Source organism: Pseudonocardia nigra, assembly GCF_019396355.1.
GTDB classification, from domain to species: Bacteria; Actinomycetota; Actinomycetes; order Mycobacteriales; family Pseudonocardiaceae; genus Pseudonocardia; species Pseudonocardia nigra.
The window spans coordinates 1-15,377 of the sequence record NZ_JAHKRK010000199.1; the positions used below are offsets into that span (position 1 = coordinate 1).

Annotated in this window: 17 protein-coding genes; 5 read left to right on the forward strand and 12 right to left on the reverse strand. The window is 71.9% G+C overall.

Going from position 1 to position 15,377, the window contains the following annotated elements; genetic code table 11:
- Positions 1-219: 219 nt before the first annotated feature.
- From KME75_RS32710 to KME75_RS32725, 4 genes are all read right to left on the reverse strand, one after another.
- Complete coding sequence (locus tag KME75_RS32710) at positions 220-618, reverse strand: hypothetical protein (RefSeq protein WP_219418811.1); 399 nt, start codon at positions 616-618, stop codon at positions 220-222.
- A gap of 177 nt (positions 619-795) precedes the next feature.
- The gene (locus tag KME75_RS32715; protein ID WP_219418812.1) at positions 796-1,254 is read right to left on the reverse strand and encodes a hypothetical protein; all 459 of its coding nucleotides are present in this window, start codon (positions 1,252-1,254) and stop codon (positions 796-798) included.
- A gap of 1,200 nt (positions 1,255-2,454) precedes the next feature.
- Positions 2,455-2,943 carry a hypothetical protein gene (locus KME75_RS32720; protein ID WP_219418813.1) on the reverse strand — a complete coding sequence of 163 codons (489 nt, stop codon included), beginning with the start codon at positions 2,941-2,943 and terminating at the stop codon, positions 2,455-2,457.
- Positions 2,944-3,041: 98 nt separating this feature from the next.
- Entirely contained in the window at positions 3,042-4,157 is a 1,116-nt protein-coding gene (locus KME75_RS32725; protein ID WP_219418814.1) for a class I SAM-dependent methyltransferase, read from the reverse strand.
- Between the two features lie 126 nt (positions 4,158-4,283).
- On the opposite strand from KME75_RS32725, the gene KME75_RS32730 reads away from it, so the two are divergent.
- The 3 genes from KME75_RS32730 to KME75_RS32740 all read left to right on the forward strand — a co-directional run bounded on the left by KME75_RS32730 (position 4,284) and on the right by KME75_RS32740 (position 6,195).
- The gene (locus KME75_RS32730; RefSeq protein WP_219418815.1) at positions 4,284-5,090 is read left to right on the forward strand and encodes a CoA transferase subunit A; all 807 of its coding nucleotides are present in this window, start codon (positions 4,284-4,286) and stop codon (positions 5,088-5,090) included.
- Positions 5,087-5,890, forward strand: a complete 804-nt coding sequence (locus tag KME75_RS32735) for a CoA-transferase subunit beta (RefSeq protein ID WP_219418816.1) — start codon at positions 5,087-5,089, stop codon at positions 5,888-5,890. Before KME75_RS32730 ends, KME75_RS32735 begins: the two co-directional genes overlap by 4 nt.
- Before the next feature lie 98 nt (positions 5,891-5,988).
- The gene (locus tag KME75_RS32740; RefSeq protein ID WP_219418817.1) at positions 5,989-6,195 is read left to right on the forward strand and encodes a hypothetical protein; all 207 of its coding nucleotides are present in this window, start codon (positions 5,989-5,991) and stop codon (positions 6,193-6,195) included.
- Between the two features lie 86 nt (positions 6,196-6,281).
- On the opposite strand, the gene dnaB is transcribed toward KME75_RS32740, so the two are convergent.
- From dnaB to KME75_RS32775, 7 genes are all read right to left on the reverse strand, one after another.
- Positions 6,282-8,669 carry a replicative DNA helicase gene (gene dnaB / locus KME75_RS32745; protein ID WP_219418818.1) on the reverse strand — a complete coding sequence of 796 codons (2,388 nt, stop codon included), beginning with the start codon at positions 8,667-8,669 and terminating at the stop codon, positions 6,282-6,284.
- A 528-nt stretch (positions 8,670-9,197) separates the two neighbouring features.
- Positions 9,198-9,647 (reverse strand): 50S ribosomal protein L9, encoded by a 450-nt coding sequence (gene rplI, locus KME75_RS32750; protein WP_219418819.1) that lies wholly within the window; start codon positions 9,645-9,647, stop codon positions 9,198-9,200.
- A gap of 14 nt (positions 9,648-9,661) precedes the next feature.
- Complete coding sequence (gene rpsR, locus KME75_RS32755; protein ID WP_094923024.1) at positions 9,662-9,898, reverse strand: 30S ribosomal protein S18; 237 nt, start codon at positions 9,896-9,898, stop codon at positions 9,662-9,664.
- A 59-nt stretch (positions 9,899-9,957) separates the two neighbouring features.
- Positions 9,958-10,476 carry a single-stranded DNA-binding protein gene (locus tag KME75_RS32760; RefSeq protein ID WP_219418820.1) on the reverse strand — a complete coding sequence of 173 codons (519 nt, stop codon included), beginning with the start codon at positions 10,474-10,476 and terminating at the stop codon, positions 9,958-9,960.
- 10 nt (positions 10,477-10,486) lie between these two features.
- Positions 10,487-10,822, reverse strand: coding sequence for a 30S ribosomal protein S6 (gene rpsF / locus KME75_RS32765; RefSeq protein WP_219418821.1), 336 nt, complete (start codon positions 10,820-10,822; stop codon positions 10,487-10,489).
- A gap of 282 nt (positions 10,823-11,104) precedes the next feature.
- Positions 11,105-11,320: a DUF397 domain-containing protein gene (locus tag KME75_RS32770; RefSeq protein WP_372452727.1), complete on the reverse strand. Its 216-nt coding sequence runs from the start codon at positions 11,318-11,320 to the stop codon at positions 11,105-11,107.
- A gap of 20 nt (positions 11,321-11,340) precedes the next feature.
- Positions 11,341-12,177, reverse strand: a complete 837-nt coding sequence (locus tag KME75_RS32775) for a helix-turn-helix domain-containing protein (protein WP_219418822.1) — start codon at positions 12,175-12,177, stop codon at positions 11,341-11,343.
- Positions 12,178-12,295: 118 nt separating this feature from the next.
- On the opposite strand from KME75_RS32775, the gene KME75_RS32780 reads away from it, so the two are divergent.
- Both KME75_RS32780 and KME75_RS32785 read left to right on the forward strand, forming a co-directional pair.
- Positions 12,296-13,066: a deoxyribonuclease IV gene (locus tag KME75_RS32780; protein ID WP_219418823.1), complete on the forward strand. Its 771-nt coding sequence runs from the start codon at positions 12,296-12,298 to the stop codon at positions 13,064-13,066.
- 55 nt (positions 13,067-13,121) lie between these two features.
- Positions 13,122-14,504: a glycosyltransferase family 87 protein gene (locus KME75_RS32785; RefSeq protein WP_372452729.1), complete on the forward strand. Its 1,383-nt coding sequence runs from the start codon at positions 13,122-13,124 to the stop codon at positions 14,502-14,504.
- A gap of 89 nt (positions 14,505-14,593) precedes the next feature.
- Here KME75_RS32785 and KME75_RS32790 read toward each other — a convergent pair whose 3' ends face one another.
- Positions 14,594-15,187 carry an NUDIX hydrolase gene (locus tag KME75_RS32790; RefSeq protein WP_219418824.1) on the reverse strand — a complete coding sequence of 198 codons (594 nt, stop codon included), beginning with the start codon at positions 15,185-15,187 and terminating at the stop codon, positions 14,594-14,596.
- Between the last annotated feature and the right edge of the window lie 190 nt (positions 15,188-15,377).

Below are 15,377 nucleotides of genomic sequence, written 5' to 3' on the forward strand. Positions count from 1 at the left end.
CACCGCGCGGTCGCCACCCGCTACGACAAGCGCGACTACATGTTCCGCGGAACCATCGACGTCGCCTCGATCAGGATCTGGCTCCGCGACCCCGTCCCATGATCCAAGGGACACGCTCTAGCCGCCTGCGGCCGCCGGGGACGACTCGCACGTCGGAAACGGGCGACTCGCGGGTCGAAGACTGGCGACTCGGGTGGCGGAAACGGGCGACTCGCGGGTTCACCAGCCGGCGGTGAGTGTCTCCTCGCGATGGCGGTTGCGGTGGTGGTGGCCGTCGTCGGGCCGCGCGTGCCGGGCCGGGGGCACGGCCTGCGGCCCGGCGGCGCGCCGCCAGGACGGGGTGGGCGCCGGAACGAGGGCCTGCACGGGGATCGGGGCCGTCAGCGGGTCCCTCCGGAAGGCGTCCACGGGGTCGGCCGCGGCCCGGGGCGGGACGGACGGGGCCGCCGGCTCGTGCTGCCGGCTCCGCCAGCCGCCGCGGGTGAGGGCGTGGAAGATCGGGGTCAGGACTGCTTCCTCGTCGAGCGCGTGCCGGCCGCCTGCAGAGGTCCGCCCGTCGTCGCTGCTGGAATGGACGGTCGCGGTCCCACCGCTCAGGTCCCTCATCAGGTCCGACACGCGTCACCTCCGGTCGACTCCGTACGCCTGCTGCTTCCTTCAGCCCCTTGTGACTGGGCTGTTCGGCGCACCCACCTGACACCCACAACGGGGACACCCGGGCGGGGAAACGGGTCGGCGGCAACCGTTACAGGTCTTCGGAGCGATACCCCTCGTTCGGGTGGATTTCGGTGCTTCTCATACTCGCTTGAGTATTCGCGCTGCGCCCACTGCAGCCGTGGTTGCCAGAATCCACCCCGCCGCGACGAGGCCGCTCGCGATCCACTGCGATGTCCCCTCCAGGCGCCAGTAGCCGTCCTGTCCGAGATTCACGATCGGAAGGAGGGTGTCGGCTGCGAAGAGCCACGGGTTGAAGGCGGGGTTCTGCCCGTTGTCGATCGGCACCGGTGGGTGCGCCGCGAACCACGCCCCGCCGAGCACGGCGAACAGCACCAGCCAGAAAACCGCCAGCCAGGGGCGGTAGCCATAACCGACCGTCCACCGTTGCAGCCATCCCCAGACGCGCCCGATGGCGCCAGCCTCCGCGTAGCGCCTGCGCTGCCGGGCGAGCAGGACGCGCTCGGACAGTTCGTCGTCGCCGGCGTGCCGATAGGCGGCAGCCAACTGCTCATATGATCCCGGTGCGTAATCGGGCATCGCCTTTTCGACCAGCGAAGCCTCGTTCGGACGGCAATCACACGTGTGTCGTTCAACTGCTGGTAATCAAAACCGTCGAGATCGACGCCGTCGACCGCGTCCCATAGCGGAGCGGAATCGGCGAACGTACCCACCTGTGCCTGTGCGAGTCGCACCCGTCCGCCGGGCGGAACGTTGGGCCGCAGGACCAGCTCGGGGGTGCTGAGGCCGTACGCGTTGAGCCCGTAGCGGATCGCCCCACCCGCCCCGTCGGTGCCGAGTGTGGCGTCGACGAACTGCACTGACTTGTGGGCCTCCATCACCCGCACCCGCACCCCGCCGGTCGCGACGAAGCGCTCCGAGCACAGCACGTCCTTGCCGATGGTCGCCGCGCGCGCGTCCAGCGAGGGACGCGCAGTGCCGTCGGGGCGCAGCCGAGGGTGCTCGAGCCGCGCGCCCCGGCAGTCGAGCGTGGCCCCGATCTCGGCGTTCTGCAGCCGGATGGTGCCGGCACACCCGAGCCGGCGCAGGTAGAACTCGCCTCCGATGCGCAACCGGTCGGCGAGCAGCGCGTATCCGCCGGGCAGTGACAGCTCGACGCCCGACAGGCTCGCGCTGCCGCGGACGTGGGCGTCGACCAGGCGCAGCTGTCCGGCACAGACGAGCGGGCCACGGCCGTTGTCCCGGCCCTCGAGGTCGCCACCGACGTCCATGCCGTCGCCGAGCAGGGCGATCCCGCGTGCGGGCCGGCGAGCCGCGCACCGGACAACCGCAGGTACCCGCCCACGACGGCGTTCGGCAGCCGCACGGTGCCGTCGGTGCACAGTCCGTCGTCGAGCTCGAGGTTGCCGTCGACCTGGATCCGGTCGGCGACGACGCACGCCGTGGCGTCGATGATCCTGCCGGGGATGACGGGCATGCGGCTCTCCTCGGCCACCGGGTCGGGCTCCGGGGGACCGGCGCGCCCGCTCCGCGCTCGATCCTGGCCCCGGACAGCCGCAGGTCGCCGCCGATCCGGGAACCGGCGAGCAGCACCCGGCCGGTCGTGCAGAAGGCGAGGTCGGGCCCGGCGTCGTGGCGACCGGCGAGCAGGCTGCCGCCGAGCGTGACGCCGGTGGCGTCCAGCGCGTCGCCCGTGGGGCTCGCGAGCGCGGCGCCCGCGAGGTCGAGGTTGCCGGTGATCTGGGCGCCCGGCAGCCGCACCTCGCCGTCGCTGCGCAGTCATCGGGCATAGCAGGAGCCGCCGACCTCGATGCGGTCGGCGATGAGATCGCGCCCGCCGGCTCCCCGCAACCGGCCGGCCGACAACCTCAGCGACCCGTCCACCTGTGCGTCCGCCAGATGCACCGGGCCGTGTGCGGTGAAGCCGTCGTCGAGCAGCAGATCGGCGGTGACGCGCAGGTTGCCGGCACGCAGCCCCGGGACGCGGCACCCGGTGAGCGCGAGCCCGGCGAACTCCGCCATCCGCAGGTCGGGGACGTGCGCGAACGAGCACCCGCGGAGTTCGACCGGCACCGTCATGCAGGCGCCGGTCAGCCGGAGGACGCCGGTGATGTCGGCGCGGCGCAGGCGCAGCGCCGGCGCGCCCGCGGGGGGCGGTTCGGCGAGGACGGCCGCCAGTGCGGCCGCCGGGAGCGGTGCGCCCGCCAGGTCGAGCTCGCGTCCCCCGGCGAGCGCATCGGCCAGCGCCGACGCTGTATCCCCGAGCACAGCGTCGGCCTCCCCGTGATCGAAGTTCCCCCGACCGAGTGTCTACACGATGGGGCGGACATTTCGGGCCGCACCGACGGAAGATCGCCGGCGTCCGGCTAGGACGCGTGCACGGGCTCGACCACGCGCGGCTGGGGGTCCAGCACGACCCATCGCCCGCCGGAGCGCTCGACGCGCGGGAGCGCCTCGCGCACCTCTGTGGCCAGCTCGGGCAGGAACAGCAACACCCGGTCCGGTGCGCGGCCGACGAGCTCGGCCGGGGACACGATGGGGATGTCGGTACCCGGCATCCGCCTGCCCTGCTTGGCCGGCGACGCGTCGGCGACGGCGGGGAGCAGCGTCGCGTCGAGGTCCGCGTGGCACACCAGCGGCACGGCGCGGGACGCGGCGCCGTACCCGAGGACGGTCCGGCCGGCGGCGCCCTCGGCACACAGCCACTCCCGCAGCTCAGCGGCCGATCCCGCGGCGTCCTGCAGGCCGCGGAGCAGGCCGGGGTCGGCGACACCGACGGCCACCTCGTCCGCGACGAGGTCGAGGGTCTCGGGGTCCGGGCGGGGCGAGCGGGTGGCGGCCACGAGCACGGTGCCGCCGGCGAGCGGGTACCGCCACGCGCGGTGCACGCCGACGCCGTGCCGGTGCAGCGCGCGGTCGAGGGCCGGTACGGACCAGTACCCGCGATGGCCATGGCGCAGGTCGAACCACTGCCGGTGCCGCAGGACGGTGGCGAGGCTGAGCAGCTGGAGCACGAGGGTGCCGCCGGGGGCGAGGGCCTCGGCGCGCCTGCGGAGGGCGTCGGCCTGGTCGGGCTCGTGCAGGAGCCCGTACACGTCGAGCACGAGGTCAGCCGGGGCCCCCGACGCAGGCGGAACCACTCCGCGTCCGGCGAGCCGCGGCAGCCACGATTCGCCGTGCGGGCTGCCGAACTCGAGCACCGTGGCGCCGGGGGTGAGGAGGCCCATCTCCTCCATCCGGGCGATCGAGAGGTCGGTCTGGTCGAGCATCGCGCGCGGCTCGATGCCGGGGACCTCCGTGACCTCGTCGGCGTCCTCCAAGAGCTGGGCGAGCCAGCACTCCCGGCACCACCACATGCACAGGGGGAACTTCGGGTCCGGCAATGGCTGGTCGGCGGGCGGCATGTGGTCCCAGGACGGCTGTCTGCCCAGGTCCAGCACGATCTCGCCGTCACCACTCCGGCAAGCCCGACAACGGAACATATTCCCCCCAATGACGCACAATTCCGATCACAGCTCGTCACGAAAAGCTCGATCGAGTGATGAGGGATGCTAATCGGCCCGGCGCCTTCGATTGCCGGGCCCCGCCGTCGGCACTAGCGTTCGGACGTGGCCAAGATCGTGCCGTTGGCGCAGGCAGTGGCGGACCTGGTACGCGACGGGGACAGCGTCGCCCTTGAGGGCTTCACGCACCTCATCCCGTTCGCGGCGGGGCACGAGATCATCCGGCAGGGGCGGCGGGACCTCACGCTCATCCGGATGACCCCGGACCTCGTCTACGACCAGATGATCGGTGCGGGCTGCGCCGCCAAGCTGGTGTTCTCCTGGGGCGGCAATCCCGGCGTCGGCTCCCTGCACCGGATGCGCGACGCGCTCGCCACCGGCTGGCCCGTTCCCCTCCAGATCGAGGAGCACAGCCACGCGGGGATGGCGAACCGGTACGTCGCGGGGGCGTCCGGCCTGCCGTTCGCCGTGCTCCGCGGCTACGCCGGCACCGACCTCCCCGAACACACCTCGACGATCTCGACGGTCGAGTGTCCTTTCACGGGCGAGCGACTGGCGGCCGTCGCCGCCCTGAACCCGGACGTCGCAATCGTGCACGCCCAGCGCGCCGACCGGGCGGGCAACGTGCAGCTGTGGGGCATCACCGGCGTACAGAAGGAAGCAGTGCTCGCCGCCCGCCGCGCGCTCGCCACCGTCGAGGAGGTCGTCGACGAGCTGACGCCGGTGCCGGGGGCGGTCGTGCTCCCGAGATGGGTGCTCGACGCCGTGGCGGTCGTTCCCGGCGGGGCCGCACCGTCCTACGCCCACGGCTACTACGACCGCGACAACGCCGCGTACCGGGCATGGGACGCGATCAGCCGCGACCGCGACGCGTTCACCCGCTGGCTGCGCAGCCTGGAGGAGGCGGCATGACGACGAACGCGACCGAGGCCGGGACCGGGACCGGCCGGGCCACGTGGTCCGCCGACGAGATGATGAGCATCGCCGCGGCGCGGTCGCTGCGCGACGGGCAGGCGTGTTTCGTCGGGATCGGCCTGCCGTCCACGGCGGCGAACCTCGCGCGGCGGCTGCACGCGCCCGGGCTCGTGCTCATCTACGAGTCCGGCACGCTCGACACGCGTCCCGAGGAGCTCCCGCTCTCCATCGGGGACGGGATCCTCGCCGAGTCGGCGCTGTCGGTCGTGAGCGTCCCCGAGGTCTTCAACTACTGGCTCCAACCGGGCCGCATCGACGTCGGGTTCCTCTCCGGCGCCCAGCTCGACCGCTACGGCAACATCAACACCACGGTCATCGGCGAGTACCACACCCCGGACGTGCGGCTGCCCGGTTCCGGAGGTGCACCCGAGATCGCGGCGTCGTGCCGCGAGGTCATCGTCGTGATGCGCCACCGGCTGCGGGCGTTCGTCGAGCAGGTCGACTTCGTCACGTCGCTCGGCCACGGCAGCGGCCCCCACGAGCGGCAGCTGCTGGGGCTCCGGGGCGCCGGGCCCGTCCGGGTGATCACCGACCTGGGCGTCCTGGAACCCGACCCGGACACCGCCGAGCTCGTGCTCACCGCGTTGCATCAGGGCATCACCGTGGAGCAGGTGCGGGCGGAGACCGGGTGGCCGCTGCAGGTCTCGGCGGACCTGATGATCACCGCGCCACCCAGCGACGAGGAGCTGACGACGCTGCGCGGGATGCGCACGGTCGGGTCCGACGGCGATTCATGACCTGTGCCCCGGGCAACGGGGCCGAATGGCAGGATTTTTTCGCACATCGACTTCTTACGTGCTGGTACTCGTGCCGGCAGCGGCGAACACTGCTTCTCATGCCGGAGATCCTGTTCGCCCTCACGATCGGGGCGATCCTCGTCCTCATCGGTCGGACGGTGCACGCCCCGCGGGTCGCCGCCGCCGCCGAGCTGGACCCGGGCCTGCTGCGCGACTTCGTCCTCGGCTGCGCTGTGGTCGTCCGGGTCGGACGCGCCCACGCCGCGACGCTCGAGCGCTTCATCGGGGAGATGCGAGCGCACTGAGGGATCGCCCTGACCGCACACACCGGGTGTGAACGGCACACAGCGCCGGCGGTGTGTGGCGTCCCTGAACGGTGTGTGCGGCCCGCTCAGCCGTGCGCGAGGTCGGCGAACCGGCTGTAGTGCAGCTGGTGGGCCACCGTGATCGTGCTGGTGGGCCCGTTGCGGTGCTTGGCCAGGATCAGGTCGGCCTCGCCGGCGCGCGGGTCGTCGCGCTCGAACGCGTCGGGCCGGTGCAGCAGGATGACCATGTCGGCGTCCTGCTCGATCGACCCCGACTCGCGCAGGTCCGACAGCATCGGCCGCTTGTCGGTGCGCTGCTCCGGGCCGCGGTTCAGCTGGCTCATCGCCACCACCGGCACCTCGAGCTCCTTGGCGAGCAGCTTGATCTGCCGGGAGAACTCCGACACCTCCTGCTGGCGGGACTCGACCTTGCGGCCGGACGTCATCAGCTGCAGGTAGTCGAGGATGATCAGCTTGAGGTCGTTGCGCTGCTTGAGCCGCCGCGCCTTGGCGCGGATCTCCATCAGCGTGAGGTTGGGCGAGTCGTCGATGAACAGCGGTGCCTCGCTGATCTCGCTCATCCGCCGGGCCATGCGCGTCCAGTCGTCGTCGCTCATCCGACCGGCGCGCATGTCGGCCAGGCGGATCCGCGCCTCGGCCGACAGCAGCCGCATGACGATCTCGGACTTGCTCATCTCGAGCGAGAACACCGCGCTGGTGAGCCCGTGCTTCACCGAGCAGGAGCGGGCGAAGTCCAATCCCAGCGTGGAGTTGTGCGTGGGAACCATCGCGGAGCCCGCGAGGTAGAGATGTGCGTCGTTGTCCACCTCGACGCACCGGACCGGCACGCTCGGCACCGGCCGCACGTCGACGACGTACCGCGGCCGCTCGCGGTGGGAATGGGCAGCCGAGCGCTCCTTGTGGAGCATCCGCTTGCGGTCGAGCCGGAAGACCTCGTCCTCGGTGGTGAAGTGGAGCGTGTAGGCGACGGAGGGTTCCTCGCTGCGTCCTCGCACCCGCGTCGTAGTCGTGGAACAGCGGTAGCCGAGCCCGATGACGAGCTCCCGGACACAGTCGAACAGGCTTCGGCTGATGACGCTGAGCTGGAGGCTGCCGGTGGTCGTGACCGTGCCGTCGGTGTCCATCAGACCGGCGAGCAGCGCCCGCCGCTGCCGCTCCGATGCGCGCAGATACGCCATGGGTACGTGCTTGTCCGCGAGGACGCCGAGGGTGCGCAGGTGCGCCTGTACGCTGCCGCGGCCCTCTTCTTCGACGTACTCGGCGATCTCCGGGTCGTCGGAGGTGAAAGTGGCCGCAGCCGTGGTGCCGTCGCCCAGCCACACCCCGAGCGTGTACGGCCCGACCGGCAGCTCCTGTTCGGGCAGCTGCAGCGGACCGCAGGTGTCGATCGAGTGGTTGGCCCGGGCGTCGGCAGTGGGACAGCGGAGCGTGGCCGCGAGCTCCACGGTGGTGCGGACCGCAGGGAGCACCCGAGGGGCACCGCCCCGCGCCCGCGCCTGCCGCCGGGCGCGGCGGGCAGCATGGTCGGAGGTGAGCCACTGGTGCTCGGCGTCGGCGACGATCACCGTGCCGTCGGAGAACTCGACCTCGAAGCACGGCCGCCCGGACATCACGTCGGTAGCGGCGACGACGCGGGTGGGGCGGCCGTCCGCGTCGAGGAGCTGATCGCCGACGGCGACTTCCCCCATCGTGGTCCACCCCGTGGGCGTGGGCAGCGGGGTGTCGAGCGCGAGCGCCTTGCCCAACCCGGGACGGGCCGCGACCACGATCATCTGGCCGGGGTGCAGGCCGTTGGTGGCCGCGTCGAGGTCGGCGAAGCCGGTGGGCACGCCGAGCGCGACGCCACCGCGGGAGGCGATGGCGTCGATCTCGTCCATGGTGGGCTGCAGCAGCTCCTCCAGCGGGGTGTAGTCCTCGCTGGTGCTGCGCTCGGTGACCTCGTAGATCGCGGCCTGGGCGCGGTCGACGACATCGCTGACCTCGGCCCCCTCCGCCCCGTGGTAGCCGAGCTGGACGATGCGGGTGCCCGCCTCGACGAGCCGGCGCAGGATCGCCTTCTCGGCCACGATCTCGGCGTAGTACGCCGCGTTGGCCGCGGTGGGCACGGTGGCGATCAGGGTGTGCAGGTACGGGGCCCCGCCGAGCCGGATCAGCTCGCCGCGGCGCTGCAGCTCGGCCGACACGGTGACGGCGTCGGCCGGCTCGCCGCGACCGTAGAGATCCAGGATGCAGTCGTAGACCGTCTGGTGGGCCGGGCGGTAGAAGTCGTCGGGCCGCAGCACCTCGACGACGTCGGCGATCGCTTCCTTGCTCAGCAGCATCCCGCCGAGCACGGACTGCTCCGCGGTGAGGTCCTGCGGCGGCTGGCGGTCGAACGCCCCACCGGGCTCGGGGTTCTCGGCCTGCCGTACCGGACGCGGCCTGCCCGCAGGACGATCATCAGCCAGTGCCATACGCAGCGTCACCCCCTGTCGCCATTGTATCGAACATAGGTTCGATCTGCTCGATGACTTCGGAGCGACGGTTCGGCGAACGGTGCTCGTCATCCGGGTCGAGTCCTCGCACCCGAGCCGCGAGGTTAAGCGCCTCCGGGCGCCCGGCCAAACCGGCGTGTGCACAGAGCTGTGGACAGAATGGGGACGCGCGACGTCAGACGCAGGACCCCGTAGGGAACGAGCTGTGGACAGTATGGGGACAACGCACTTTTCCGCGCTGTTCCTGGAGGTAGCGGCGCCGGGGAGGGGTGTGGACAACTTTCCTCGTCCGACACGCCGACAGGTTCATCCCGGCGTGTCGGAGCGCCCTCGGGAGCCGCCTACTCGACGCATCCGAACGGTCACTCGGCGATGTCGGCGTCACTTTTCCCCAGATCATCTACCGGTGCCCGTGGCGCCCCGGCGCACCTCGGCCGGAAACGCGAGCGGGGCGGGACCGGGCCCATGCCCAGTTCCCGCCCCGCTCACACTGCGTGACGAACGTGGTCAGCTCGCGACGACCGCCACGTTCAGGTCGGTGGTGACCTCCGGGTGGAGGCGCACCGTCACCGCGTGGGTGCCGACGGTCTTGATCTGCCCCGGCACGTCGACCGCGCGGCGGTCGAGCGCGGGCCCACCCGCGGCCCGGACGGCGTCGACGACGTCGGCCGACGTGACCGAGCCGAAGAGGCGCCCGGAGTCGCCCGCGGCCTTCGCCTTGACGGTGACCGTGAGCGCGCCGAGCTGGCCGGCGATCTCCTTGGCGTGGCCGAGATCGCGGACCTGACGGGCCCGCTGGGCCCGCTGGATGGCCGCGACCTGCTTCTCGGCGCCGCGCGTGGCCACGATGGCCATCGAGCGGGGCAGCAGGTAGTTGCGGCCGTAGCCGTCCTTGACCTCGACGATGTCGCCGGGCGCGCCCAGGTTGGGCACGTCGGCGGTGAGGATGAGCTTCATGGCGTCGTTCCTCCTCAGCGAGCCGTCGAGGTGTAAGGCAGCAGCGCGACCTCGCGGGAGTTCTTCACCGCGACCGCGACGTCACGCTGGTGCTGCCGGCAGTTGCCGGTGACGCGACGGGCGCGGATCTTGCCGCGGTCGGAGATGAACTTCCGCAGCAGGCCGGTGTCCTTGTAGTCGATGTCCTGGGCCTTGTCCTTGCAGAACGCGCACACCTTCTTCTTCGGCTTGCGCAGGACCGGCTTGGCCATGGGTACTCCTGGTTGTGCTCGGGTTGCCCGCCCGGGGGCGGGAAGTGGTCTCGGGTCGGTCAGAAAGGGGGCTCGTCGTCGGCGACCGGGCCGCTGCCGGCGGGCGGGGCGGATCCCCAGGGGTCGTCCATGGGCGCGCCGCCCATGCCGCCACCGGACCCACCGCCGAAGCCGCCGCCGGACCCACCGCCGAAGCCGCCGCTCCCGCTGCCCCGGCTGACCTTGTTGACCTTGGCCGTGGCGTACTTCAGCGACGGGCCGACCTCGTCGACCTCCAGCTCCACAACGGTGCGCTTCTCGCCCTCACGGGTCTCGAACGACCGCTGACGCAGCCGACCCGACACCATCACGCGCATGCCGCGGGTGAGCGACTCGGCGACGTTCTCCGCCGCCTGCCGCCACACGTTGCAGCGCATGAACAGCGCGTCGCCGTCCTTCCACTCACCGGACTGGCGGTCGAAGGTGCGCGGCGTGGACGCCACCGTGAAGTTCGCGACCGCGGCACCGGACGGGGTGAACCGCAGCTCGGGGTCGGCCGTCAGGTTGCCGACCACGGTGATCACAGTCTCGCCGGCCATGGCTACCGCCTCAGCTCGCCGCGGCGGGCGCCGGGGCCCGCTTCGGCTCAACGGCCTTCTTCGGCTCGCGACGCAGCACCTTGGTGCGCAGCACGGACTCGTTGAGCCCCAGCTGGCGGTCGAGCTCGGCGACCGTGGCCGGCTCGCAGGTGACCTCGAGGACCGCGTAGATGCCCTCGGCGTTCTTGGCGATCTCGTAGGCGAGGCGGCGCTTGCCCCACACCTCGACCTTCTCGACGTTGCCCCCGTCGCTCTTCACGACGTTGAGGAAGGTATCCAGCGACGGAGCCACCGTGCGCTCGTCGAGGCTGGGGTCGAGGATGACCATCAGCTCGTAATGACGCATGAGAACCACTCACCTCCTATGGACTGGAACGGTCGCGGTCCATCCGCGACAGGAGGTTCTCACCGCACCCCGACAGAAACGTGCCGCCCGCAGGTGGGGCGGCAGCTGCGCCGCCCAGGTGGGCGACGGTCGGAGTGACCGGTCGAGTTTACCAGCGGGAACACGCCGCTCCCCGGCGGCCCATCGCGGGGGCGGCGGTACCCCGCTGATCAAGGCGCTGACGTCCCTTGTCGATCTGTCGAGGCGACAGCAGCGCCTTGATCGTCGGATTTCCCGGCGGGTCTACGACTGCGGGCGGTCGAACTCGCCCGCGCGCACCCCGGCCACGAACGCCTCCCACTCGCGAGCGGTGTAGACGTGCGGGGCGAGCGAGGGGTCCTTCGAGTCGCGGATGGCCACGCCGCCGTCGGGGAGCATGGCCACCTCGAGGCAGCCCGAGGAGTTGCCGTTGTTCCCGCTGAAGCTGCTCTTGCGCCACTGCGCGCCGCTCAGGTCCACGGCCTGCCCCTCCCTGCCGGTCAGCCCCGGTCGAGTAACCCGGTCACCAGTGCGACCGTGTCGGCCGGGTCCAGTGCCAGCGACCGCAACCGGTCGAAGGCCAGGGTAGCCCGCGCGACCTCCTTCTCCTTGTCGACTTGCGTGGCACCCAGCGGATGCTCGATATAGGCGATGTCGGGCTCGTCGAGCTCCCCGAAGCTGAGAACGGTGAACGAGCCGTCCATGCCCTGGTGGGCGCCGGCCCGCAGCGGCAGGACGTGCAGCGTGACGGTCGGCAGCTCCGCGACGATCACCAGGTGCTCCAGCTGGGTACGCATCACCGCACGCCCCCCGACGGGCCGCAGCAGCGCGGACTCGTCGACGACGGCGACCAGCTCCAACGGATCCTCGTCCGAGGTGAGCCTGCGCTGCCGGTACATGCGGGCCGCCAGCTCCTTCTCCACCGCCGCGGCACTGCGACCGAGGGTCGAGGTGCCGAAGACCGCACGGGCGTACTCCCCCGTCTGGAGCAAACCCGGCACGTAGGCGAGGGAGAACTCCCGCGCGAGGCAGGCCGCGGTCTCCAGCGGCACGTAACCGCGGTCGTCGAGCCCGTACGCCTTCCACCACCCCCGCTGCGCGGCGGCCCGCGTCATGTCGAGGATGCGGGTCGCCTCGTCCCCGCCGAGGTCGTAGAGATCCAGCATGCTGCGCGCGTAGTGGATGTCGACGGTCTGCAGGCCGATCTCGATCCGGCTCAGCTTGCTGACCGACCACTCCATCTTCGTGGCGGCCTCCTCCAGCGTGTAGCCGCTCGACTCGCGCAGTCGCCGCAGCTCGCGCGCCAGCTGCCGGCGCAGGATCACCGATCCACCCATCGCCCCGCCTCCGTGTCCGCCCGGACACGGATCGTGACAGATGACAGGCCGAAAGCGGGATTGCACGTGCTCGACCGGCCGTGGGCGTGCTGTCGGGGGTGGTCACTACGCTGGCGACATGCTCATCGGGGCCCACGTGCGCGAGGACGACCCGATCGCGGCCGCCGCGGAACGCGGAGCCGACATCGTCCAGATGTTCCTCGCCGATCCACAGGGCTGGAAGAAGCCGCCTGCCCACCCGCAGGCCGAGCAGCTGCGCGCGAGCGACGTCGCGGTGGTCGTGCACTCCCCCTACGTCGTGAACCTGGCGTCGCTCAACAACCGGATCCGCATCCCGTCGCGGAAGCTCGTGGTGCAGCACGCCGAGGCGGCCGCTGAGGTCGGCGCGATCGGGCTGGTCGTGCACGGCGGGCACGTCACCCAGGGCGAGGACGCCGCGAAGGGCGTCGACAACTGGCGCAAGTTCGTCGAGCGGCAGACGGGGGAGGGCGGGTTCGCCGTGCCGGTGTTCATCGAGAACACCGCGGGCGGCGACAACGCGATGGCGCGCCGGTTCGACGCGCTCGCCCGGCTGTGGGACGCGGTAGGGGAGTTCGGCGTCGGGTTCTGCCTCGACACCTGCCACGCGTTCGCAGCGGGGGAGGACCTCGTCGACGTCGTCGACCGGGCCAAGGCCATCACCGGCCGGATCGACCTGGTGCACCTCAACAACTCCCGCGACGAGTTCGGCTCGGCGCGCGACCGCCACGCGAACATCGCCGGCGGCACCATCGAGCCGGAGATGCTCGCCGCCGTGTGCGCGGCAGCCGGTGCGCCGGTGGTGGTCGAGACCCCGGCGGAGGGCCAGACCGACGACATCGTGTTCCTGCGCGAGCGGCTGGGGTCGTGACGCCGGCCGGAACGCGCGCCGGGCGCGCCGCGGCGCAGCCGAGGGAGGCCGCACCGTGACGGACACGGCCGTCGACGCCGCCCCCGACGGCACCCGGCAGCCCGCCGCCCGCCCCCCGCACGCCGTGGCCGGCCGCGTCATGCTGGTCGTGCTCGTGCTGCTCACCGGTGTCACGCTGCTGCTGGGCTACGCCAACAAGGCCCGCTGCGTCGGGCCGGAGTTCGACGCCACCGGGCGCAGCGGCCCCGACTACGAGGTGCGCATCGACCGGGACGTCTGCTACTCCGACATCCAGCACCTGTGGCTGGGCCGCGACATCGACCAGCACGTCTTCCCCTATGTCGCCGGGTCGATCACGCCGGAGGGTGCGCTGGTCGGCGGCAGCGTGGAGTACCCCGTGCTCACCGGGGTGCTGATCTGGGCGGGCGCGCTGCTCGCCGACAACGACGGCGAGTTCCTGCTCGGCTCGGCGCTGCTGATGGCCCCGTTCGGGCTGCTCACCGGCTGGCTGCTGGGCCGGCTGGCCCGGTGGCGGGCGCTGCTGTGGGCGCTCGGCCCACCCGTGGTGCTCTACGCGTTCCACAACTGGGACCTGCCGGTGGTGGCGTGCGCCGTGGGGGCGGTGTTCGCGCTGCACGGCATGGGTAGCCGCCGCCCGCTCGCCGACCGCGCCCTGGTGGCCGCCGTGCTGCTCGGCCTGGGGTTCGCGTTCAAGCTGTACCCGGGCGCGTTCGTGCTGCCGCTCGCCCTGTACGTCCTGACGATGTCGCGGCCCGGATCGCTCGACTGGCGCGGCGCGCTGCGGGTGCCCCTCGCGGCCGCGGCCACCGTCGTGCTGGTCAACCTCCCGTTCGCGCTCGGCGGGTACGAGGGCTGGCGGGCGTCGTTCACCTTCCAGCAGATGCGCAAGGTCGACCTCACCACCAACTCCATCTGGTACTGGGGTTTCCGCCCGGAGTCCGACCCGGACAACAAGGCGTTCCAGTCGCTGATGGACTGGCTGTCGCCGACGCTCGTGCTGCTGTCCTTCGCCGTCGCCGCGGCGGTGGGGCTGTGGCGGTGGCGCCGGGAGAGCGTGTACCCGTGGATCGGGGTAAGCGCGGCGATTCTGTGCGGCTTCCTGCTGCTGCACAAGGTCCACTCGCCGCAGTACACGCTGTGGCTGCTGCCGTTCTTCGTGCTGCTGCAGGTGCCGTGGCGGTGGGTGGTCGGCTACCTCGCCGTCGACCTCGTCATGGGGATCGGGATCTTCCGCTGGTTCTACACGCTCGACACCGGCGTGGGGATCGGCATCTACGAGGGCCTCGCCGCGCAGGCCGTCGCGGTCGGCGTGTGGGGCCGCGCGGTGCTGCTCGTAGTGCTGTTCGTGGTGTTCCTGCGCACCCCCGACCCGCTCGCCGCGCGGGAGCGCACCGACGTACCGGCCGCTCACGGCTGACGCCCGCACAGCACCGCCGTGCACACCGCCGGGCCACCGTGCACACCTCCGGACCTGTGCACGGTCCCGGCGACCTGTGCACGGCGGGGTCACCGCCAGGCGAACATCGGCTGTTCCAGGTGCGCCACGCGGGTGGCGCGTCCGTGCAGCACGACCTCCCGGAACTGGTAGAGCACCGCCGCGGTCGGAGCGTGCACGAACCGGCCGAAGAGCGGGATCTGGATCACCGGGTTGTCCAACTCGGGGATGGTGAGGAACCGCGGCTCCACGTCGATGACGTCCAGCGGCACCTGGTGCAGCTCCCCGACCTCGGCCGGGTTCGGCGTCAGCTGCGGGTCGGCGCCCGCCCAGACGACGACCGGCGTGATCAGATAGCCGGAGCGTGTGGGGTAGTCGTCGAGCATCCCCAGCTCGTCGTCGGCACCCAGCACGAGCCCGAGCTCCTCCGCGAGCTCCCGGCGGGCGGCCACACCGGGCGTCTCGCCGGGGTCGGTGCGCCCGCCCGGCAGCGCCCACTGGCCGGCGTGGCCACGCAACGTCGCGGCGCGCCGGGTGAGCAGAAAAGCGGGTCCCTTGTCGACGAGCGCGATCGCCACCGCCGCCCGCTTGAGATCGGTCCGGTCGGCGGGCCGCCGCTCGAAGCGGCGCAGCGCCGTTGCCACGCGGTCCCGCAGGGAGTCCATCGCTCGATCGTGCCCCACGCCCGGCCCGTCAGGGGTGTCGGCTGCGCCACGTCGGGCGGGTGACGGATTGCAGCAAAGTCCCCCATGGCCTTCGGCCGCCACGAGGTATGAGAATCGGGTCGGGTCCGGCTGAGCTCGGTTGGCATTGGTGCGTCTAGCCCGAAGCAAAGTCTGAGGCCTGGGGGCCTTC